General features: G+C 59.6%; 21 protein-coding genes and 1 pseudogene. 8 read left to right on the plus strand and 14 right to left on the minus strand.

All coding sequences use genetic code 11. From position 1 onward, the window contains the following. On the plus strand, positions 1 to 1,660 hold a 1,660-nt coding region (locus HV773_RS37165; RefSeq protein ID WP_175198059.1), incomplete at its 5' end, for a type IIL restriction-modification enzyme MmeI. A 280-nt stretch (positions 1,661 to 1,940) separates the two neighbouring features. On the opposite strand, the gene HV773_RS33065 is transcribed toward HV773_RS37165, so the two are convergent. From HV773_RS33065 to HV773_RS33090, 6 genes are all read right to left on the minus strand, one after another. After that, positions 1,941 to 2,399: a hypothetical protein gene (locus tag HV773_RS33065; RefSeq protein WP_175198060.1), complete on the minus strand. Its 459-nt coding sequence runs from the start codon at positions 2,397 to 2,399 to the stop codon at positions 1,941 to 1,943. A gap of 17 nt (positions 2,400 to 2,416) precedes the next feature. Next, positions 2,417 to 2,866, minus strand: a complete 450-nt coding sequence (locus HV773_RS33070) for a hypothetical protein (RefSeq protein ID WP_175198061.1) — start codon at positions 2,864 to 2,866, stop codon at positions 2,417 to 2,419. A gap of 807 nt (positions 2,867 to 3,673) precedes the next feature. Further along, positions 3,674 to 3,994 (minus strand): cyclic-phosphate processing receiver domain-containing protein, encoded by a 321-nt coding sequence (locus tag HV773_RS33075; protein WP_175198062.1) that lies wholly within the window; start codon positions 3,992 to 3,994, stop codon positions 3,674 to 3,676. Between the two features lie 75 nt (positions 3,995 to 4,069). Beyond that, on the minus strand, positions 4,070 to 4,783 hold the full coding sequence (locus HV773_RS33080) for a hypothetical protein (RefSeq protein ID WP_175198063.1): 714 nt from the start codon (positions 4,781 to 4,783) through the stop codon (positions 4,070 to 4,072). 165 nt (positions 4,784 to 4,948) lie between these two features. Further along, positions 4,949 to 5,215 (minus strand): hypothetical protein, encoded by a 267-nt coding sequence (locus HV773_RS33085; RefSeq protein ID WP_175198064.1) that lies wholly within the window; start codon positions 5,213 to 5,215, stop codon positions 4,949 to 4,951. A 92-nt stretch (positions 5,216 to 5,307) separates the two neighbouring features. Next, positions 5,308 to 5,658 (minus strand): hypothetical protein, encoded by a 351-nt coding sequence (locus tag HV773_RS33090; protein ID WP_175198065.1) that lies wholly within the window; start codon positions 5,656 to 5,658, stop codon positions 5,308 to 5,310. A 494-nt stretch (positions 5,659 to 6,152) separates the two neighbouring features. On the opposite strand from HV773_RS33090, the gene HV773_RS33095 reads away from it, so the two are divergent. Continuing rightward, positions 6,153 to 6,356 carry a cold-shock protein gene (locus HV773_RS33095; RefSeq protein WP_175198066.1) on the plus strand — a complete coding sequence of 68 codons (204 nt, stop codon included), beginning with the start codon at positions 6,153 to 6,155 and terminating at the stop codon, positions 6,354 to 6,356. On the opposite strand, the gene HV773_RS33100 is transcribed toward HV773_RS33095, so the two are convergent. Then, positions 6,343 to 6,789 carry a hypothetical protein gene (locus HV773_RS33100; RefSeq protein WP_175198067.1) on the minus strand — a complete coding sequence of 149 codons (447 nt, stop codon included), beginning with the start codon at positions 6,787 to 6,789 and terminating at the stop codon, positions 6,343 to 6,345. The two genes, HV773_RS33095 and HV773_RS33100, sit on opposite strands and share 14 nt — an antisense overlap. A gap of 279 nt (positions 6,790 to 7,068) precedes the next feature. Between HV773_RS33100 and HV773_RS33105 the strand changes: the two genes are divergently transcribed. Beyond that, entirely contained in the window at positions 7,069 to 7,371 is a 303-nt protein-coding gene (locus HV773_RS33105) for an RNA-binding protein (RefSeq protein WP_175198068.1), read from the plus strand. A gap of 511 nt (positions 7,372 to 7,882) precedes the next feature. Next, positions 7,883 to 8,188: pseudogene (locus HV773_RS33110) on the plus strand (hypothetical protein); the annotation flags it as partial. 382 nt (positions 8,189 to 8,570) lie between these two features. On the opposite strand, the gene HV773_RS33115 reads toward HV773_RS33110, so the two are convergent. Genes HV773_RS33115 through HV773_RS33130 form a run of 4 tightly spaced genes read right to left on the minus strand, consistent with a single transcriptional unit; the run spans position 8,571 to position 14,144 of the window. Beyond that, positions 8,571 to 8,933 carry a hypothetical protein gene (locus tag HV773_RS33115; RefSeq protein WP_175198069.1) on the minus strand — a complete coding sequence of 121 codons (363 nt, stop codon included), beginning with the start codon at positions 8,931 to 8,933 and terminating at the stop codon, positions 8,571 to 8,573. Next, on the minus strand, positions 8,930 to 10,822 hold the full coding sequence (locus tag HV773_RS33120; protein ID WP_175198070.1) for an integrase: 1,893 nt from the start codon (positions 10,820 to 10,822) through the stop codon (positions 8,930 to 8,932). The genes HV773_RS33115 and HV773_RS33120 overlap by 4 nt, the downstream gene beginning before the upstream one ends. Continuing rightward, positions 10,819 to 12,699 carry an integrase gene (locus HV773_RS33125; protein WP_175198071.1) on the minus strand — a complete coding sequence of 627 codons (1,881 nt, stop codon included), beginning with the start codon at positions 12,697 to 12,699 and terminating at the stop codon, positions 10,819 to 10,821. The genes HV773_RS33120 and HV773_RS33125 overlap by 4 nt, the downstream gene beginning before the upstream one ends. Then, positions 12,696 to 14,144, minus strand: coding sequence for a site-specific integrase (locus HV773_RS33130; protein ID WP_175198072.1), 1,449 nt, complete (start codon positions 14,142 to 14,144; stop codon positions 12,696 to 12,698). Before HV773_RS33130 ends, HV773_RS33125 begins: the two co-directional genes overlap by 4 nt. Before the next feature lie 26 nt (positions 14,145 to 14,170). On the opposite strand from HV773_RS33130, the gene HV773_RS33135 reads away from it, so the two are divergent. Then, positions 14,171 to 15,298, plus strand: coding sequence for a hypothetical protein (locus tag HV773_RS33135; RefSeq protein ID WP_246282572.1), 1,128 nt, complete (start codon positions 14,171 to 14,173; stop codon positions 15,296 to 15,298). A gap of 249 nt (positions 15,299 to 15,547) precedes the next feature. Here the strand turns inward: HV773_RS33135 and HV773_RS33140 are convergent, their stop codons facing one another. After that, positions 15,548 to 15,868 carry a hypothetical protein gene (locus HV773_RS33140; RefSeq protein ID WP_175198073.1) on the minus strand — a complete coding sequence of 107 codons (321 nt, stop codon included), beginning with the start codon at positions 15,866 to 15,868 and terminating at the stop codon, positions 15,548 to 15,550. Positions 15,869 to 16,561: 693 nt separating this feature from the next. On the opposite strand from HV773_RS33140, the gene HV773_RS33145 reads away from it, so the two are divergent. Beyond that, positions 16,562 to 17,038, plus strand: coding sequence for a hypothetical protein (locus HV773_RS33145; protein ID WP_246282574.1), 477 nt, complete (start codon positions 16,562 to 16,564; stop codon positions 17,036 to 17,038). A 344-nt stretch (positions 17,039 to 17,382) separates the two neighbouring features. Next, complete coding sequence (locus tag HV773_RS33150; RefSeq protein ID WP_028215456.1) at positions 17,383 to 17,574, plus strand: hypothetical protein; 192 nt, start codon at positions 17,383 to 17,385, stop codon at positions 17,572 to 17,574. Between the two features lie 64 nt (positions 17,575 to 17,638). Here the strand turns inward: HV773_RS33150 and HV773_RS33155 are convergent, their stop codons facing one another. Together HV773_RS33155 and HV773_RS33160 are read right to left on the minus strand one after the other, a co-directional pair. Continuing rightward, the gene (locus HV773_RS33155; protein ID WP_246282576.1) at positions 17,639 to 17,878 is read right to left on the minus strand and encodes a hypothetical protein; all 240 of its coding nucleotides are present in this window, start codon (positions 17,876 to 17,878) and stop codon (positions 17,639 to 17,641) included. 275 nt (positions 17,879 to 18,153) lie between these two features. Beyond that, positions 18,154 to 18,801 carry an H-NS histone family protein gene (locus HV773_RS33160; RefSeq protein WP_175198075.1) on the minus strand — a complete coding sequence of 216 codons (648 nt, stop codon included), beginning with the start codon at positions 18,799 to 18,801 and terminating at the stop codon, positions 18,154 to 18,156. Positions 18,802 to 19,423: 622 nt separating this feature from the next. Between HV773_RS33160 and HV773_RS33165 the strand changes: the two genes are divergently transcribed. Then, complete coding sequence (locus HV773_RS33165) at positions 19,424 to 19,765, plus strand: H-NS family nucleoid-associated regulatory protein (protein ID WP_246282578.1); 342 nt, start codon at positions 19,424 to 19,426, stop codon at positions 19,763 to 19,765. Positions 19,766 to 19,925 lie beyond the last annotated feature (160 nt).

Raw genomic sequence — 19,925 nt, forward strand, 5'->3', positions numbered from 1 at the left:
CGAAATGACGGCCGTTGAACAACCACTCCAGATCTTTCAGCTTGCTCATTGGCTCGTGATCGTCAAAAGCTCAAGGCTAACAGACCGACGCTTCGGAATTGCACCACAACCTCACATTCAAACAGGCGACGCGCTGATCACGGCGGATGGCAGCACTGCCCAGTGGCCAGATGCCGACGTGGTCATCGGCAATCCACCGTTCATTGGCAATAAGAAGATGCGCGGTAGATTGGGGGCTGCTTATGTCGAGGCCTTGCGTAAGGCGTATGAAGGCCGTGTACCCGGTGGTGCGGATTTGGTGTGCTACTGGTTTGACAAAGCGAACGATCTGATCAGTGCTGGCCAGCTACAGAGGGCTGGCTTGGTGGCGACCAATAGTATCCGCGGCGGTCGCAACCGCCAAGTACTTCAGCAGGTGTGCGACTCTGCTCGCATCTTCAACGCTTGGAGTGACGAGGCGTGGATCAATGAAGGGGCGGCGGTACGTGTTTCCCTCATTTGCTTCGGTCTGTCTTCAATACCGGCCGTGCTAGACGGATTGCCGGCTGGCACGATCTTCCCGGACCTCACATCGGCCGGTGAGGTCACCCGCGAGAACGCGGACTTAACGCGGGCACGGCCTCTCGCAGAGAACGCGGGCGTCGCCTTCAGCGGCATTACGAAAAAAGGTGCGTTCGACATTGACGGAAAATGCGCGCGGCAAATGTTACTGGAGAGTGGAAATCCAAATGGCCGGCACAATTCCGACGTGCTCTCCCCCTGGAAAAATGGCGAGGCTATAGTCAATAGGGACCCAGATAAGTGGATCATCAATTTTGGCGAACGAAGTGAGGTCGACGCTTCTCTTTATCCCGGGCCGTTCACAGTGGTCGAGAACCATGTAAAGCCGGCGCGATCGACCTCAAACGCGAAGGGCGAGCGTGAGAATTGGTGGAAGCTCGCTAGACGCGCTCCTGATATGTTCGCGGCTATCCAGGGTCATCATCGCTTCATCGTTACGCCCGAGGTCTCAAAGCATAGAATTTTCGCTTGGCTTAGCCCCGGTACAGTGCCCGATAAAAATTTGGTCGTAATTGCACGAGACGATCTTGTGACATTTGGAGTGCTCCACTCGCGGCTGCACGAACTGTGGGCGCTGCGGATGGGCACGAGCCTAGAGGACCGGCCGCGCTACACCTCTTCCACAACGTTTCGAACTTTTCCCTTTCCTCCCGGCCTTACACTCGAGGACACGGCGTATCAGCAGACCGCGGTATTGCCAGATGGCACGCTGATACCAGCAAACTTGCCTGTCGGCATTCGGCGGCATGCAGCGGCCATTGCCCGCGCCGCCAAACGACTCGACGAGCTGCGCCAGGCATGGCTCAACCCGCCGGAATGGACGAAGCGCGTCCCCGAAGTCGTTCCCATGGGAATGAAAACCAGTCCCTACCCGGATCGCATCGAGGCCAAGCCGGGATGCGAGAAAGACCTTGCCAAGCGCACGCTCACCAATCTCTACAATGAGCGTCCGGCTTGGCTCGACACAACCCACAAAGATCTCGACAAAGCCGTGGCGTCATCCTACGGCTGGACCGATTACACGCCAGCTATGCGAGATGAGGAAATCCTGAGCCGTCTGTTGACGCTGAATCTGGAACAGTCTAAAAGTACCGATTAGTCGCCCTGATTCGCAGATGACGCGCCGGCCCTTCTCACTCGCTGCGCATCATCCGTCTACCAGAGACGGTGATTCATCGTACCCGGAATCAATCAAATAAAGCCGGATGATACTCCTTGTGCAGAGCTGCACGACTGACAGCAGAATCGAAACGACTCGCTTTTTGGCTCGCCGCCGATATTGCGACTGCCGTTGTCGCCGGATCGATTGTCGTACCTTGTAGGTCGAATACGTTTCGATCCTGCAGTTTCCGATTCAAAGTGAGACGTGTGCTACCGCGTCAAATTCGCGCGTCTTCGCTTTCCGCTCCGGCCGCGGTCACCACGTCTACAACGAAGAACCAAAACACGCATCCAAGCGCGAACAGAACCGCCCCCACGAGCGAGACGTGCCCAATCAACAGTGTGAACGCAGCAATGCTGCTTAGAAAGCCGACACCTCGCGCTAGTCCACGATACCCGCTGGCCTTTCGTCGTTGAATAACTGTCACCGTCCTATCAAGCAATAGTTGCGCTACAAGCGCCGGCTGGGCAACTGCTAACAGCGTAATGACCAGTCGACCTCCTCCGATCGCCGCTGCGTTGGTTACGGCGACGAGAAGCGTAGCCCCTACAAAAGCAGTGTAGGCTCCAAACATCTCTGAACGCAGAGCATGCAGCACTTCAGGCGTTTGAGAACGTGCACGCTCCACAACCTTCCCGTAGTTGCTAAGCGGTTTAGGAGATTGCGAATCCGCCATTGGCTTTCCCCGATTTCCTAGTTCATCTCATGCTGTCGCGCGTCAACTTCGAGCGGCGCTTGCTCATACCCGAATGTCGCAATCTGCTGCAGATATGTCGGCAGAAAAGTTGCAATCGAACCGGCCGTTTCATACTGGTGAACGTGTCGGAATTCATGGGTCAATAATCGGCGAGTAGCGTGCCCGTTGACGACAATGACGGCGTGACCCAATGTCAGGCCCACCATGTTCGGACCCAGTAATCCTGTGCTGAGCGCTACGCCTCTCAGAGTTGGATCGTACGGCAGCGGCAAGCTCGTGACGATGGCGACCCGGATTAACTCGGGCGCTTGCACGCCGACCGCTCGCGCGTCTGCTACGCAGTGTTGCGGGAGGGGTGCGCCGGTCGAGAGCACCAACGCGGACTGCTGTTCCGCCCAAGCAATCGCGCCAGGCAGGATCGAGGGCAATAATGCGGCTAAGTCCATTTGCGTTTTCCGTGGTGTCAGGCAAGTTCAGCAGGAACCCGAGCTACCGGGCCCGCGTGTAGATGGTCAGCTGCCAGCTCCAAGGCCTTATCGCGCCACCGATTATGTGCGACATACCGCGGATGACTCGTCCTGTAGCAGAGAGTCCGGCCGACGCGGAATTGCCACAGGCAACGCGGCTCGATTGCCACACTATCAGTCCGATCAGGGAAACATTCGCGCAAGAATCGATCATAGCCTGCCCCTGTGGTGAAGAGGATGACATCAGGTTCTGTGACAGCAATGTGGGCGCGAAGCAAGTCCCGCGATAGTGCGTGGATAAGATCGAACGATTCCGCCCGCGTCGGCGAGCCCCCGGCATGACTCACACAAAACAGATTCGCCCACCCGACCGCGACTTCAGCATCGGGCAGTAGGGTGTGCATCGACCGTTTCACCTGGCGTAAGAACTGAAGGAATTTGTGGCGTTCGGGTGGACGCTCCAGCCACCGAGCGTGCGACCGCATCGACTCGAAAACAGCGTCAATTGTGGGCACGTTTCGCTGCTTGAACTTGCATTCTTTATCTCGCCACGCCTTCGTTTCCATACCCACAACGAGTAGACGGTGCTTCGCACCCGCAAAGCTAGCTGGAACAGTGGGAAGGAATAGCCCCGAAAGGCCCTGCGCACCATCGAAGACGGCAGCAAGGTCCCTAGCGGTGAGAATATCGAGATAGCTCTGCGCCAACGCGAGTGCGTGGCTGTCAGTCCCGCTGCTTGTGAGAGTTTCGCCCATGTTGATCGTTTGCTTTTTTGTTTCGCGGTACTCAAGCCCGGACGTCACGATGGATAGAACGCTCGCGCATGAACCTTTCAATCGCTTGGACGCCGGCTTGCATGTTCTCCGCCGCAGACGGGTTCGCAGACTGAATCACGATCACTGGAGGCATGAATCCTCGAAGCGCGACTGCCTCCTCGATCCAGACAATAACGTCGTAGCCCGTTCCGCGCGCCTCATCGCCCAAGTCATGGTCCAAACTGAGTTCCGTCACGCCCCCTGCGTCAAGGAGCCGGATAGCTTCGGACGGCCAATACACTCGATGCCAGCCCGCTGGCGTCGGGCGCTCGTCATCAAGAAACAGCTTCATGTCCTTCTGCCTGTTTTCCTGTGTCCCGGTTACTTGCGTGCCCAATCGCGTCGTCCGCGATTGGGCACGCCTGCATTAGCTTACGACGGTGCTCAGTTGGGAAGCACAATACACTTTGACTTCCTTGAGCACGTCGAGGGCCTGTTGAACAGGATAGACCTTCACGGAGCTCAGGTGTTGGGCGATCGCGGCTTTGCTCTGCTGGAAAAGCTCGCGCGCGAACTCCGGAATTCCCTGGAATTCGAACGCCTTCTCAACGTCTTTAGCGTCGAGCTTCGCGCCTTCGAGGCCCGCCAGGGGCTGAAGCTTGGAGACTAGTAGCACGCTGAAATCGTGCGCGAACTCGAGGCTAAATGTCCGGGCGTCGACTGCGGGCGCCTGGATTTGCACAAGTCGGCCGTAGTCGTCAAACCGCAAGATATCGGTCGGTACAAAGAAGCGACCTTCCGTCCATAGTGAAAGAATGGGGTGGCCGTCGTGAGTCGCGGCGTTTCGGCATGTACGCATAAATAGTCCGTGCCTCAACGGGTCGATGTCTTGCGGGCCGATTTTAGTACCAGTTATTGTCGATCCGGCGTCCTTGAGGGTCATTATCGCGTTGCTAAAACCCGAAAGAGCGTAGAGAACCTCGGCGTGACAGTCTTCGTCTGTGGGGCTACCAACCAGAAAGTCCGACATGGCTTGATCGCAGCATCGTACGATCCGTTTAAGATCGAATAGAAATTCTTTGACTTTCCCTTTGAAGAAGTTCGCGACCCAGAGTTGATGTTGTTGCGGCGTGAGGTCCATGGGCACTGTCATCGTGGAGAAACCGGAAATCTTACGCGAAAGACGAGTCGGTCGGGTTCAGCCACCGGCTCTTTGTGCGGCTTAGATATCGCGCGACTATTCCACGCGCATGACTCCGCTCCTTGACCTGTTGCTATCTCGTCGCATACTGTCGCCGAAGTTTTCCTACGTGTGTTGCCGAGGTTCGATTCGGCCTTTCTCGCCGACAACGAGGCCGAGTTCCCAAAGCACGTTTACGACGATCTGGTCGAAGACTGCTAGGGCATGCAGGAAATCCCCGTTTAGCAGCGACTCGTTCACCGAATCGACGAAGCTCGCCTCCTCGATGTCGGGATACTTTGCGCTAACAGCCTTAAATATCGGGTTCTCGCCGGTTAGGCCACGCGCCTGTTTGAGCTTGGCTTCAAGGTCCGAATACGTCAGTCCGGACATCAGCGATGCGTACTCGAAGAGCTGCGCGATAGGCCCCACTTGCACAGAACCGCTACCAGTCTTTCATCCAGTCTTCTGCGATCCGGCCCGCGTCACTTGCGACGTTCAGCGTCGGGACCCGGCACGGGGATAGTCCACTCAGCCACCACTTCCCCCGCTTCGGGTTCGCGCTCTCGCCGAAGCTCCAGGATGCGACCGTGAGCGACAACCACTTTCAGGTCGAGTCTCACGCCTTTCCGGAAGTGGAACAAATAAGCCGTGAAGGAGGCTGTGTTGCTGGCAAAGTAACCGTCACTCAGAAACTGTCGACGCGCGACAAGTCCATCGCTTGCCACCCAGTAATCGGCCATGGCGCAATCGAGCGACTTCGTCTGCCAGTCCTTTCTCGGCAGGTCTTCGAGGAACGGCTCGAAATCCTGAGAAAACTCGAATGTATCGTTCATCCTCGAGCGCGGCTTCGCTGGTGTTAGCGTCGACCTAGGGTAACATGGCCTCCCCAGTCTCCGGGCTGGCACTGCAAAACTGGTTAGGGCCGCTTCCGCGCCACAGTTTGCTCGTCGCGGGAATGTGCGGGACGGGACTGCACCAGAATGGTGACGCAGACCGGGCTTTCGCGTGTGGCGAGGAAGGAATCCGCAATGCGTCGATGTTTCTGCGACTCTTCTCAAGCGTCTTCCCTGGACCATTTCAGAATCAATCTTCGCGGGTAGATCACGATTGCCGCGCGGCAATCGTGCGGTGCCACCGTCAGGGGTTGGAACGACGAATGTCTGCACCGGGCCCGGGTCTCTGAAAGCCGAACCCTGTGCTGTCCGTGGACCTGCTGATTGGCAGGTGTCATCCCGGCGTGGTAAAAAAGTCGTCCCTTGCGGGGGATCGCCTCCATGCGATGCCGCATTCTCGCGATTTCAGGTTTCAACATCGACAGGATTCAAAAATGGCAACTGGCACTGTGAAATGGTTCAACGATGCGAAAGGCTTTGGCTTCATCAGCCCGGATGACGGCGGCGAAGACCTGTTCGCCCACTTTTCCGAGATCGAGACGGAAGGCTTCAAGTCGCTGCAGGAAAACCAGAAAGTAAGCTTCGATGTGAAGATGGGGCCGAAGGGCAAGCAGGCTGCAAACATCAAGCCAGCCTGACCGGCGCGCGTCGTATCCCGATGTGTGGCCCGCTCTGCGGGCCAGTTTTTCTTGCGCCCTGTGCATCAATCTCTAAAGCAGCGATGGGCATCCGGCACGTGTCCGCGCCATGCTGTTTGAGCGTCAACAGTAGTTTTGTGCGAAACACGATGTCCTGGTGCGCCCTCCTCGCGACATCGATCGAATCTCCGGATGATCGTTGACGAAGTGCAAACGTTTCGCCATAGGCGTGAAGACGCAGGGCGAAGCGCGCGTTTGCGGTAGCGTTGATGCCGCGCTTTCGGCCACGCTGCCCAGATCCATCATCGCCCGGCAAAACAGCGGATATCCTGTGAAGGAAGACGGTTGAACTCCGCGCCGGCAATAACACTGTCCTCGACGGATCGACATCTCCGACCAGGAGCACTACGATCAAAAACATGCCGGTCGCCATGGCAGGTGCTCGTCGCAGGATAATTTTCTGACGATTCGCATTCACCGTGCCAGACTGCCCACCGATGTGGTGGCCCATAGCGCCTCGCGACGCATGCGTAGTGAACCCGCGCGGTCCCGTGCATGATCGCGGTGGCCGGGACGCCGTCCGCCGCGTAGATTGTTTGAACCAGGCGAGGAGGCAAGTGCCGGAAATGCGTGGCGCTATCCCCGGTGGGTGCCCGTCGATGCCACCACCCAGTGGACCGACGTCGGGAGCCGTGCTTTCAGGGGAATCGCCATGACGACGACTGAGTCACTTCTGACGTTGGCCGAGTACCTCGAGCTGTCCCTGAACTCCGGCGGAAGTGTGATCATGATGCAGAAATGCAATGACGTCTGTGCCATGTACGTTGGCGATGCCAGGAGAGATCAGGATCGCCTGAGATATCACGGGAACATTGCCGCAACCCAGGCCGAAGAGATTCTTGAGCAAACCCACGCTGGACGAAACCGGCTGGAGATCGGCGGACAGCTATACCGTTTCATCCGGAGCTTCAAACATTTTGAGGATCGCGGCGCGGTCGTTTTCGCGCCGTCGTGACACCGGAAGCACGACAATTTCGGGAAACTTGAATTTGTCGTTTCCGGGTATGTTGTCCATTCCCAAATACTGAAAATCCTCATCAAGGACGTGTCAGGCGAAGTACGTTGCGCTCGAACAGGATCGAGTGGTCGAGTTCCCGGTCGACGGCGGCCACCGTGATGAGCAGGTCAGTAGAGCCCCCGCTCCATTCGCCGAAGCGCCGATTCCTGTGATAATCCGAATGCCGCTCCTTGCCGTGAAAGGGTTATCGGCTTGCCGTCGGCACCGTTGACCAGTGCGCCGGGTTCATCGCGGATCCATGAATGGTTACCTGAAATTCCTGCGGGACTTCATTCGTTATCCTCTCCATTTCAAACCCGATCGCGGGAACCAGTACATCAAGGATCCCGCCACCCTTACCCGGGCGTATATTTACGCGTCGTGGTGCGAATGACGCATCAAATACCAACATCGCCGCGTCTATAATAAACACCTGCCGGACACCAACGATCGCATGGAGCCCTACTTTATGAATCAAGCCCGCGGGCGATATGCGGGATCCCGCGACAGCGGCCAACGCCAACCTCGCCACGAAAAGAAATCTCAGCCCAACCGGCCGAAACAATCGTATGTGAAGGCGCCTGCGCCGGACTCCGCCCAGACCGCCTCCATTTTCAAGACACGGTCGTTCCAGTTTCTGGTCGATACGGTAGGCGCAGAGAATATTGCCATCGCACTTGAATCCAGCATGACGCGCGTGGCCGAACTGTTGAAGGGCGAGAGGTTCACACCCGAGACCGCCTTTCATATGGAAACTACACTCGGGTTGCCGCATTACGCGCAAGAGAAAAACAATGGACATCGGCCGGAGCCTTGAAAACACTGGGATCAGCTGGTTGTGAGGTGTCCATCAGATTAGCCAAAAAATGGACAGAACGGCCGTCGGAGTGTCCATCTTTCGCAGCAAGCTTCGCATGTTGGAAGCCCGATAATGCCGGGCGTCCGATCATGATGGAGCGTATCAAACCATCGCGCGTCTAGGGTTCGCTTCGCCGGGCTTCGGCCGCCCTTGACCCGTTCAGCGATGTCACAGAACCACGATCGAATTTGATAGGTCACTACGCCGGGTGACCCGTAGTGGGAACCCTCGCGAGCACCAGGTCGACACAGGTGAAGCAGCCCAAGTGCACGTTTCGAGCGAAAAGACACGCCTCGATCTAGCGCGGGTGCAGAGGCAGGACGCTACCGCCACGTAGCGCGGCCAGTTCCTTGCGCAGGCCGAATACCTGACGCAGCAATGAGAGTTCACGAGCCAGCGACTCGTCGAGCTGTGCCTGCAGATCTTTTACGTTGCCCTTCGCGCGGTTCAGCTGGTTGGTCAGATCGCGTTTCGGGCGCACGGCTACCGCGTTGGCCGCGTCGATCGCTTTGATCAGGTTAGCGAACTGCGGGCGTGACTTCTTGATGCTCCCCTTCTTGCGACCCGCCTCGATTGCCACGGTGTCATTGTTGATACGCGCACCCTTGCGCTTCTTCAGCCGCTCAAGGGCGGCGTAGTAGTCGGTTATGGCTTCGGTCATGCTGCCTCCGGTTTGATAAGTTTCTCTTGCGCGTCGAGCAATCGTTGCAGCGTCTGGGCCTCGATACGGTATTCAACGCTCGCCTCATCGACAGCTCGCAGCTTTCCGACCGTAGCCTGCTGCGCCTTGATCACGCGCTGAAGCTTTGACGGCGCGACCACGAGGTTGCGGCAGTTCGATTCAAGGCAATCCAGACGCATCCAGTCGAGTGGGGTCGACCTGCACGGTTCGACGCTGGCGCAGCCGCCGAGCACCGTCTCGCGGTAGGCCAGTTCGCCCTTCTCGAACATCCTGACTGTCTGCTCGCGCGAATAGACGGACACAGGCGAGGCCTGCACGGCACGGCTCTGCGTCCACGCTGCGTGCCCGCCGAACAGCCGCTCGTCAGAGAACAGTACCTGCTCGGCGTATGCGAGGTACTCGGACAGGCCCTGTGCATCGGCCCATTCCTTCGCGAAGTGTGGCTTGTCGGTGTCAATGAAGCCCTTCGCGAACGCCGACCCACGGGCGTAGTACAAGCTCATTTCTTGCGTGATGTGCTGCAGCTGACGCTTGAGCGTCGGCAGCGCGACGAGACCGCTGCGGTGCGCGTACAGCGCGAGCGTCCGGCGAAGCTGGTGGCGGGTGAACGGCCACTGCTGCCCGAGCGCGTACTTCGGCTCGTCTTCCCACGCGCGGTGCATGTCAACACGCTTCAGCTCAGCGATGTCCTCAACCGTGATCGTTGGGAAGACGCGCTCACGAATGACTTTGATATCGTTATTTACGTTGAGCGCCCGGTTGGGCACGTATCGATAACGCCGCCCCGTCTCCAGGCCCAACTGACAGAACAGCAGATGCGAACCGTCCGTCGATTCGGCGTAGCCTTGCGCGCCGTGTGCCCGGTGTGCTTCGCCCGACAACCGTTGCGCGAGCCTGACCGCGCGGGCAGCGAGCGGGTTGGTCACCCAGCATGCACGCCTGGGTCGGCCGCCTGACAGCTTGGTCGTGACGCCCTCGATGGTGTACTGCGTCACGCCATCGAGACGGGTCTCGCTCAGGCAGTCGTACGGCAGGTTCTCCGCTTCCGCCGCGCGCATGCCGGTGAACGACAGGATGACAAGCTGACAGAGCGCGCTAATCGACGCGACAAGCGCCGTCACGACGTGACGGCGTTCCTTGCACCGGAAATGCGCAGCAGCCCTTACCAGTTCTGAAGGGACGCCAGGCCTCTCACCAGCGTACACGCGTGCGAGATAGTCCGACAGAACGTCGGCGACGCCCGCAGCGATGCCAAGGTCATGCTGACAGGTCGACAGGAAGTGCTGGTAGATCCGCGTCGGGATGACAGGGTGTTGCGAGTATCCAGCGTGTTGCGCCCAGCGTTCAAACAGCGGCTTATGCAATTGGGCCAGCGGCACGCGCAGCCCTGTTGTCCCGAGGCCCAGACGGTGAAGCTTCGCCAGAATCGAATGAAGGCGCTTGGCCTTCGCCTCCATCCCGGCTTGCGCCGCATAGTCCAGAACAACGGCGACGTTGGACAGGCCCTCGTAGAGCGTAAGCTGACGTGTGGCGGCAAAGAACGTGAACTCCCTCAAGTTGATTGAACGAGCCTGAAGCGTGCCGGACGCCGGTACCATATCGGTCGCTTCGTGCATCAGAAAGTACATGACCTGCTTCCATTGACGCGTGGTCGCTTCTGAAAGCGCGCGGCTCACTCCGTAAGGCAAGTGGCCCCTGAAATAGATACTGGTGCTGCGTGACCCAACCGCGTATGCACGGATGTCCCAGGCATCGTCACCAAGCAGCGAAACAGTGTTCCCAGCCGTGTCGCGCGTGACGACCGTATCGTCCTCGACCCGATACCATTCGGGGCGCCCGGCGATCGGCACGATTAGCGTGTTGTTCATGCCACTCCCAGTTCGTAAAGCTGGTCGAGCTTGGCCGACCAGAAAGCGTCCAGATTCCCTTCGGCATCAACGTCCTGCTCTATCTGACGGACCAGCGCGGCGTTGCGCTTGCGCAGTTCATCCAGCAGGAAGTCCACGCGCCGCAGCACGGCGCCAAACGAGCTGTTGTACTGCTCGATCGAATCGGCGCGTCCGCTCACGAGCCTGACGCAATGACGGCAGCTCAGCAGCTTGCGGATGTCGGCGGCGTCAGCGTGTACGCGGTACTGCTCGCAGAAGAGACAACCTTCGGTCGAGCGGCAGTCAGGCTGTACGGTGACCGAAGCCGCGATTGACGCAGGCTTGTTGAACTCGATGCAGACACCCACCGCACTCCTGATGCTACCGGCCGGGTTGTTGCCGGGCTTGAGCACGGTCCTCTCCACCAAAGCGAGGAACACGCCCATCTCGGCCTTGTGCGCGGCATCCGTGCCGTTCGAGTACGAACGCAGTGCCGTGGCCAGCGAGTGCCCCATCAGCCTCGCTGCGACGACGGGGCCGTGATTGCTCACCGCCCAATCCTGTTTCGCCGCGCGCCACTGACGTGCGTTAACGCGCGGCAGCACGATCCCGAGCGTGTCGAGTCGACGGTAAAGTCGATCCAGGAAATCGGTTGAGAGACCCGTTAGCCGCCTTAGCTGGGCATAATGGCCGACTGCGATGAACAACGCGTCGCAGTTTGTGTCCTGCACCAGATACTCGCGCAGCGCCAGATACGCCTTGAGCTTCGGCATGAAACCGAGCGAGATGGTAAATGTAACCTCCTTCCCGGCTGCACGATACTTGACCTCGCGAAACTTCTGACGCGCAACTGACGCATCCGGCAGGCTCGCGGCAAACCCCGGGCTCCACTTCATGGCAAGCAGTTGCGCGAGGTTGATGCCTGTTTCGGCGAGAAACAGCGCGGCGAAACAGGAGACCGCTATCGAAGCGTGCGAGCGTCGGATCGGAGACTGCGCGTCCGCGTTCGCTGCCGCCAGGTTTTTAGCCGTCAGCCTGGCGATGCTCCACGCACTCCAACAAGGATCTTTAGATCCTGCCCCAGCCATGCGCTTCGTAAGTTCTTCGCGAGTGCGTGGCTCTCCCGTCTCCAGATTCCAGCCGAGCAGACCACGAGAGTCGTCACCTTTCTTGCGGCCAGATGAGTGTGGAACCAGGCAGAGATGCTCGCCTCGTTCCGTGGTCACGTGTACTGGATATGGCCTGAAGTCGAGTACGAGCGTGCTGATGCTGGTAAAGAGTGCGTCAGCCCATGCGAGCAGGGAGATTTGTGCTTCGGCATCTGGCACAGCCGTTGGAACAGAAGCAGCCTGTTTGCGGCGGAGCACCCTCGCATTGGCGCAGAAGTCGTCGTTTCCGAAGAGCTCACGTAGCATCGACAGCAGATAGTGCTGACAGACGGCGGCAGAATTGCGGCGCAGGCGGCCCAGCGAGACCTCGTCGCGCTTCTCACGGAAGTATCGATGAACCGCCTCTGCAGTAGCCTTCTCGTCACAGAGCACCTGATGCAAGCCCTGCCTGTCGGCCCAATTGACGAACTGAAGCACGGCGCGCAGAACAGCATAGACCGTCGTCGGACGCATCGCTCCAAGGGTCATACGCCCAGAAAGCTGCATCACCAGCAGGCGTACGACCCTGGCGCGTTCGCTGCTGAAGCTTGTGTGGTCAAAAGTGTGTCGTGTGCGCGGACGGCTGGACGTGTCACGCGTCAGGTAGCAGATCTGCCCGATATCGCAACGGTTGCTGATGCCTTCCCACCTGAGCAGCGCGCGCTCGGGGTGCAGCAGCGTCGTGCCTTCTGCGAATGGCATGCGCACTTCCTCGTACAGGCGGTTCATGCTGCCACCGCTGTGTCGAGGGTGCGCGTCACTAACGTCGACAGGTGCGCACCCCACCCGTCCTGCACCGCGTCGAACAGCTTGCGGTTCTCGCGGTAGCCGAGGTAAATCTCGCTTGTAGATGGCCGGACGTGCCACATCAACTGCCGCAACTGATCGAGTGCCCGCGTGTACTTCGTTTCATTCGCGGTCATCGCGTCGACCATGTTCAGCCCGAATGTGGCACGCAGGTCGTGGAAGCTGAACTCGTACCTGGGGTTGCCTAGATGCACGCGCATCATGGGCAATAGTTCGTCTCTGATGAACTGGCGGACGGCCTGCCCGGTCTTGAGGTGGCGACGCACCTGCGGCCCCGTGCTGACCGGGCCGCGCGACGCACGATCTTCGTAGAACGGTGCACCTCGATGGCTCAGAAAGAGCGGCTGATCGGGGTGATCGCCGTCGTCTGCCATCTGGCGACGCTTGCGAGCCCGATCGCTGTGCACATAGATGTACAGCCGCTCGTAGAAAGCGCGTGGCAGGTGCAACACGCCCTTGACACCGCCCTTCGTGTCGATGCCCGTACCCGGCCCGCAAGCGAGCCGGATGTCGTCGCCGTGAAACTCGTCAGGTTTGCGCATCACGTGTTTCGCGCGCACGGTCAGGACCGTCTGGATGCGAGCGCCTGTCAACAGCGCGAACAGATGAACGAGCGTCATCTCGGTGTTGCCGAGAGCGGCTAACGACTCAAGCAGCACCGATTGCTCGGACGAGGGGAGCGGACGCAAGCGGCCGCCGTCCTGAATGTGGTCGTCCCACGGGTCTTCCGCGCGCCGGCCACTGATCGACAGGTCAGTGGTCTTGACTTCGATCACGCTGCTGAAGCCCTTCTGGTCCTTGAACTCGATGAGTCGGTCAGATTCGACCCACGGCGCGTTCGCGGGCCAAAAACCTGCTTCGGTCATGAGCCAGCGATAGAAGCGCACCACCGCGCCCATCCTACGCCTCGCGACTCCCGGAGACAGTTCGCCTGCCTGCGCGGCCAGCCTGATCGACGCGCTATAGCGGTAGGTCGGTCGTTGCCGCTTGTTCACGGGGAACGTTAGCCAGTCGATGCCTTCGTCATCCAGATAACGACGGAACGCAACCAGGTCGTCAGCGATGCTGGCGAACGTCAGCATGTTCGGCGACGACTTCGACTCCATCATGTCGACGAGCCAGATGTTCGCCTCCGCCCACGGCGCGCCGTCAGCGAGCCGGACAACAGGAAAGAGGGGAAAGGTGCCTGCAATCCACTTCGGGCGGGCGTCGCGTCGCTTGCCGGTGTCGGGATCTGAAAGCGGGATCGTGTGATAGATGGTGCCGCCCCCGGGTGTAGTGATGCTGACCGGCGTCGCGCCGGGTGTGTCGCGGTCAACGACCTCGGTCAGCGGCAGTTGCCGGATGGTCGTTCGTCTTGCTGTCATCGCCCAGATCCTCATGTTGTGTTTGAGTGGGCGTCCGCTTTAACACAACGTGCGAGTATCAAGAAATCGTTCCTGGCTTGCGCATACCGCATGGCTTTTTTGATCAGCCCAATCCTGGGCTCACAGCCGAGACCATCGCCCGGCTGAAGTCGCCACTCGACTTTATTCAAGCCGACGACGGACCAGACGCGGCGTCCGAAGCACTTGAGCCGGCTTCTGCCCTGACCGTCGACCCGCAACCATCTCTTGAAGACAGTTTGTCCGAGGAAGCACAAATGCCCAGGAAAGCAACTGGCGGTACGCCCAGAGCCGTCAAGAATAATCCGGGCGTAGCGGCCGGAGCCCAGACGCAGCGAAAATCTTCGCGTGCAAAAGACAGAACGTCTCCTGAAACGACCCAGCAGCAATCGCTGGCTCTGAACGATGGCGCCGACGTAGAGAACATCCGACGCGCCAACCTCCACGTTCTCACGAGTCGCAACGGATCGAAAGCAAGACTGGGTGTGGTTATGGAGTTGAGTGGCTCCAACATGGCCCACCGGCTGCATGGCAAGAAGCGCCTGGACGCTGTCGAGGCAAACCGGTTCACGGAACGGCTTGGCTTGCCCGCTGGCTGGCTGGACACCCCGCGTTCCGAAGCCGATATTCCAGCGTCGGTGTCGCAGATGCTTGCGCCTGCTTCGCGCGGACGCGCATCCGCTCGACTACCCGAACCAGTTGCGCCCGCAACAAACGATGACGTGGCAGTGAAACCCGCCGGCGCGAAGACGCGTACGCAGCGCACGCGGGCGGCCGATCCGGAAAGCAAGTCATCTGTTTCGGCGGATGTCGCCGCAGAAAAAGAGACGAGCGTTGTCGGCCCGCAAGATCACGCAAATGGTTTTCCCGCCGACGTTACCGGTCACCGGCCTGAAGAAAGTAATGACGGGGCCCCGGCAGCTACACCGGCAACCCCAGAGTCGTTCGCCGCGTCCGCGGTACCGCAGCGAAACCCGGCAGCCCTCCCCTTCGCTTCCGTGACGCGCCTGGACAATCTTCACGGTATCGAGCCGATAGCGGAAGCATTGCTCAAGACGCTGGCAGGCAAGGCACGCACGGGTCGCCTGGACGAACTGAAAGCGCTGGAACTGCTCCAGCAGGCGATCCTGCTATGAGCCGGTAGTAGCGCGCCAGGCCCCTCGCGCCATGACGCATAAAGCGCATCGAGGTGACCGGGTCCCGGTACGCAAAAAAATTCACCATGCCAGGTCGACTTGCCACCGACCTGCATCGCCGGACTGACCGAAGAGGTCAGTCATCTGACGCTGCCGGGGACGAAGGAGACTGGATTTTTCTCCCGGGTTTTCCTGGGCATACTGAACAGCGTGTGCCAGGCTATCCGCGGCGCGGAGTTCGCCTGCCGTTCAATGGAGTCTGGACATGTGACGACGGCGGGCAGTTGCCAGAAGCGGATTCTCGTCGGCTTCGGCGTCGCCCGATGGCGCACCGCCATCCGCAATGACGACATGGACGTCCTGCGCGAAGGCATCTTCCAGACAGCTGCGCGCGCGTGCAACGCATTCATCAGCCGGCGCGTCGCCCGCACTCGCTGCCGCCTGCGCGGTCGCTTTAGCGGCCAGGCCAAACGCTGCGACGATCTCTTCCCACGTCAGTCCGGTCGTCATCGCTTCCTGCACGAGCTTGCCCGCGACAGCACCAATCTTCGCTCTTAGTTGATCGTTCATCTGCTTTTGCTCCCACAATCCTTGTGCCGCGCACCTGCGGCATCACGCGCCCTGTTTCCGCTGGTCAGGCGGATGCGTCACAGGCGGCTACGGCTGCCAGGACGGCTATTCTAGCGCCTGTTCATCGCTCACTACTCACCGGTTCCGTTGTTCCAATGTCCGCTGAACAGCGGAATCGCTCCGGCGTAGCCTTCCTGGAAGGACATCGCGGGCAATGCGGCCCGCGACGCCATCTGACGGGCCGAAGCTCGTTTCAAGGTGAATCAGCCCGTCTTTCCCGCGTGTCTTCAAGGTCCTCGACCGATCCGGTTTGCATGTCCCACCCTGAACGCGGGTTCGCTGACAGACTCCAACTCCGTCTGCGCAATCAGCGCGAGGAAGGCACGGTTGTTTTCTTCCTTACCCGGACAACCATGCCCCTCTGCCTGCTCCGACTTTCCAGCAGTTCGTGGGGGAGTGCCGCCAATGCAGGAAAGCGGAGGCCGCCGTCAGGCGCTTGTTGGAGCCGCGGCGCGCGGACAGTTAGTCGCGTTTGCAGGCGGTTTCGCGATGAGGCAGCATCGAGGGATCGAAAGGCGACCACACAGAAAACGCGACGACCCGCGAGACACCGACAAATTTTGACGGGTGCTCTTGCTCTGGGGTGAGGCGTCCCAATATGCGAACCCGAAATCCATTCGCCAGCTGTCGAACATGTCAAACAAGAACTATCGTTCCCCGCGTCGTCCGTCTGCCAGTGCGCATGCAAAATCGCTCTTTCTTCCAATGCCCCGCAAGGAATCCTCGGACCTTGCGCTACGGGCACGGATTGCGCTCGAACGTCTGCGCAGTGGAGAAGCGGATCGCTCGCTGGTGAATCTGCTCTCGCAGGTCATCATCATCACGAGCTTCATCACCCGGGCGGGACATGGGCAGCTCGATATCGCGGAGATCGAACCTGTTGAGCGTGGCCTCGCAGAGGTGCTCAGTCAGGCAGACCGCACCGGCGTCTGGAATGTGCCTGAATCGTTGACTGACGGTCTCACCGCCGTTGTCAATGAATACGACCGCGCGCTCAGCGTGACCCGAATGGAGATCGTCCTCAAGGCGAGCGATTACCTCGGAAAGCTGGTGGGTAGCGTCGCGCGTGACACCCGCACCAACGACAGTCATCTCCAGGTTGCACGATAGCGTCGTCAACGCGCCCCGTCGTGCAATCGCACATCAGTCTGCTCATGTGCATTAAAGGCCGCCGGTGAACAAGGACGTGCGGACGTGAGAGAGGCTCACGCAAACGTCATACGTTTATTCCGGCACCGGAAGGTAGCCGGTCCCCATAGGCGGACACCGAACCGCCGGGCTTGCAATACAGGGAAATGGAGTCGCGGGCGGTGCAGCCTGCGATGGTCGGCAAAAGCGCGCAAGTGCCCACAACAGAACAACGACAGGTGTATCGCGCGCTACACTGAGTCCACAACCCTGCGTAGCCCTGCGCACATTGCATGCACTCCCGGCAACCACCAAAAGATAACAGCATGGAAATCCGCGTTGCGTACGAACATAGTCTCGCCACGGCGCCGGAGGAATTCATCGTTCAGGTGCCTTCGCAGCTCGTCACCGATATCCCCGCGAACGTGCCGCGCGCCCTGCTGCCTGAGTTCATCGCGAACCTGATCGTCGAACGCTCACCGGCAATCGGAAAGATTCGCAATCTCAGGATCCTCTAGCGAGCTTCTTTTCATCGATGATGCCTGGGTGTCGGCAGGCGTTGTGCCCATGCCCCGGCAAAACTCAGAAAAGGCTCTGTTGCCTGATATCGCGCGCTGGAGGCAATGACGGTTTCTGGCGTCGCGCGCCCGTGCGTCGGCGAATGACACGGCGTACATGGGCGATCAGCTCGAAGCTCCCGTTCGCAAAACTGAGCGTGAGCCTGAACGGCGTCAGACCATCTGGTCCGATACCGGGCTGCGCCCGCAGCGATGCACGCATGTCGAGCCGGCGGGCACGGTCCACGAGCTGCGCGCGGCTCATGCCATTCCATGCGGCCGCGATCAACCGACCAACCGCCGGAGGAACCGACTCGGGTGGACAGTCAACTGGCAACGCAAGAGATACGAGCGCGAAACGGTAAGCCATTCGGTTGACGGCGCGCGGCGCTGTGTCCGCACTTCCTGATGTACAAACATCGCGCCGCTCTCACGTGAGGCGACGCACGAAGGGACCTGGGTAATCAGTCGTAGCGGGCCGCGAATGCGGCGTGGCCAGCATGTCACTGCGCCAGCTACGACTGGATCGCCCGTTACCCGTTACGCTGCTGCGACTGCAGGCGTGGCAGCAGCCTCAACTGCGGCCGGTGCCTTTCTGGCTGCGACCTTGCGCGGCGCCGAAGCCTTTTTCGCGGGTGCTGCGGCCTTGCGCCCACGCACGCCCTTTGCCGGAGCCGCCGCTGCACGGCCAGCCTTCTTCGTGGCGACTGCCGTCTTCGCCGCCTTCCTCGCCACGACGCGTTTTGCGCCTGCCTTCTTCGCAGCTACCTTCTTCGCAGCTCCCTTTTTCGCAACAGCTTTCTTCGCAGGTGCCGCCTTGGCGCTGGCAGTCTTCGCCGTTGCCCCAGCTTCAATCAGAAATTTCGAACGATCCTTGACGTCGCGAATCCACAGCGGCGCCAGACCACGGCCCGACCACGTCACGCCCGTTTTCGGATCCGCGTATTTCGGCGCAACGTGATGCACGGCCGCACCCGGGGCTTTTGCTGCCGCCTTTGCCAGCGTCGTCCCAAGTTTGCGACCGCGTCGCTTCGCAACAAAGCCTTCGATGTCAGCGACAGTCAGTCCGTGTTTTTGCATCAGGTCGCGGATTTTCGTCAGGCCCACAGACGACTGCTTTTCGGCAATCGTTGCCGCCTGCTTCTGCAGTTTGGCAATTTTCGAGTTGATTGCGTCCAGGGTAACCATTTCTATTCCTCGCTGTGGGGTTTACCGTTCATGCGATCCTGAAACTTCCCTGGCGTGTTTGCCAGGCACTTCGAAGTTCGGTCTTCCCGTCAGAATTGACGCGGTCGTCGCGGTCGTGATTATGACTTTATCAGTACGCTCGTGCAAATTGAAAGCACAGTGCGCAACGGTTTGAATGTCTCTGGAGTTCAGGAATAGATGCACGCCCAATGTTGCCTGTGCGTCCCGCAGCGCCGTCTTTCCCGGTTTGAATGCTATTGCGCCGCAAAATGGCCTTCTCTCTATTATCCATACGTGTACCCGGTATCGTTGGTCGGGGAAGTATGGGTCTTGAGTAAGCAATGGGCCTGTTCATCCCGCACGATGAATCGCGGACGCAACAAAAGAAGACTCAACGTGCGCAAGCAAACCTGTTGTCGCGCATAGGTTGTTTTATACTGCTTTCATGACGGTCGCCAGCCGCGGCGCCTCCCGCGCGCCGCTCCCAGCAAAATATGATTTAACCATGCTCCACCCTCTTCGCTGCCTCGGCATGGGTAGCGTTGGGTCGCGTGGTGTCCTGGCGGCACGCGATTTGCAATCACCTGCCCAACGACAGATTGTTGCGCGGAGAATACACCAGATGGATGAGAGAAAACGCGAAAGCATCGTGGCCTATCTGCGACGACGGATGGCCGAATTTGAAATCGAACCGGAAGACATTGCTACTTCAATTGCAGCCGATCAGGAGCGTTTGCAGGCAGTGCGTTTCCGCGACGCTTCGGGCAACACATGGGACGGCAAAGGCGTTCCGCCACAATGGGTGGTTCAGGCAATCAGTGCCGGCCAATCTCTTGAGCATTTCGCAATTGACGGCGCGTCGAATCGCGACCCGGGCAAACGCACCGGCGCCGACTGGCGCAATGACCCGTTTGCCGGCACCAGACTGGCAACTGTCAGTGCGGAGAGCGTTGGGGCGGCCTGAGAGCGCAATGAAACCAGCACCCCCCCGCCGTCGAACGCAGGCTTTCAGGTCGTGAAGCGACGCCTGGCATCCAGTCGACGCAACAGACCCTGACGGCCGCCGCGCCACTCACCAGATTGTAGTGAGCATCCGCGCGATCGGCCTCGCACCACGCAACGTT

Origin of the sequence: Paraburkholderia caffeinitolerans (assembly GCF_902859945.1) — a bacterium.
Lineage (GTDB): Bacteria > Pseudomonadota > Gammaproteobacteria > Burkholderiales > Burkholderiaceae > Paraburkholderia > Paraburkholderia caffeinitolerans.

Coding starts and splice junctions, on each gene's coding strand:
- HV773_RS33065 (WP_175198060.1), bottom strand. CDS start 2,399: ATGGCGGATTCGCAATCTCCTAAACCGCTTAGCAACTACGGGAAGGTT.
- HV773_RS33070 (WP_175198061.1), bottom strand. CDS start 2,866: ATGGACTTAGCCGCATTATTGCCCTCGATCCTGCCTGGCGCGATTGCT.
- HV773_RS33075 (WP_175198062.1), bottom strand. CDS start 3,994: ATGAAGCTGTTTCTTGATGACGAGCGCCCGACGCCAGCGGGCTGGCAT.
- HV773_RS33080 (WP_175198063.1), bottom strand. CDS start 4,783: ATGGACCTCACGCCGCAACAACATCAACTCTGGGTCGCGAACTTCTTC.
- HV773_RS33085 (WP_175198064.1), bottom strand. CDS start 5,215: ATGTCCGGACTGACGTATTCGGACCTTGAAGCCAAGCTCAAACAGGCG.
- HV773_RS33090 (WP_175198065.1), bottom strand. CDS start 5,658: ATGAACGATACATTCGAGTTTTCTCAGGATTTCGAGCCGTTCCTCGAA.
- HV773_RS33095 (WP_175198066.1), top strand. CDS start 6,153: ATGGCAACTGGCACTGTGAAATGGTTCAACGATGCGAAAGGCTTTGGC.
- HV773_RS33100 (WP_175198067.1), bottom strand. CDS start 6,789: ATGGCGACCGGCATGTTTTTGATCGTAGTGCTCCTGGTCGGAGATGTC.
- HV773_RS33105 (WP_175198068.1), top strand. CDS start 7,069: ATGACGACGACTGAGTCACTTCTGACGTTGGCCGAGTACCTCGAGCTG.
- HV773_RS33115 (WP_175198069.1), bottom strand. CDS start 8,933: ATGACCGAAGCCATAACCGACTACTACGCCGCCCTTGAGCGGCTGAAG.
- HV773_RS33120 (WP_175198070.1), bottom strand. CDS start 10,822: ATGAACAACACGCTAATCGTGCCGATCGCCGGGCGCCCCGAATGGTAT.
- HV773_RS33125 (WP_175198071.1), bottom strand. CDS start 12,699: ATGAACCGCCTGTACGAGGAAGTGCGCATGCCATTCGCAGAAGGCACG.
- HV773_RS33130 (WP_175198072.1), bottom strand. CDS start 14,144: ATGACAGCAAGACGAACGACCATCCGGCAACTGCCGCTGACCGAGGTC.
- HV773_RS33140 (WP_175198073.1), bottom strand. CDS start 15,868: ATGAACGATCAACTAAGAGCGAAGATTGGTGCTGTCGCGGGCAAGCTC.
- HV773_RS33145 (WP_246282574.1), top strand. CDS start 16,562: ATGTCAAACAAGAACTATCGTTCCCCGCGTCGTCCGTCTGCCAGTGCG.
- HV773_RS33150 (WP_028215456.1), top strand. CDS start 17,383: ATGGAAATCCGCGTTGCGTACGAACATAGTCTCGCCACGGCGCCGGAG.
- HV773_RS33155 (WP_246282576.1), bottom strand. CDS start 17,878: ATGAGCCGCGCGCAGCTCGTGGACCGTGCCCGCCGGCTCGACATGCGT.
- HV773_RS33160 (WP_175198075.1), bottom strand. CDS start 18,801: ATGGTTACCCTGGACGCAATCAACTCGAAAATTGCCAAACTGCAGAAG.
- HV773_RS33165 (WP_246282578.1), top strand. CDS start 19,424: ATGGATGAGAGAAAACGCGAAAGCATCGTGGCCTATCTGCGACGACGG.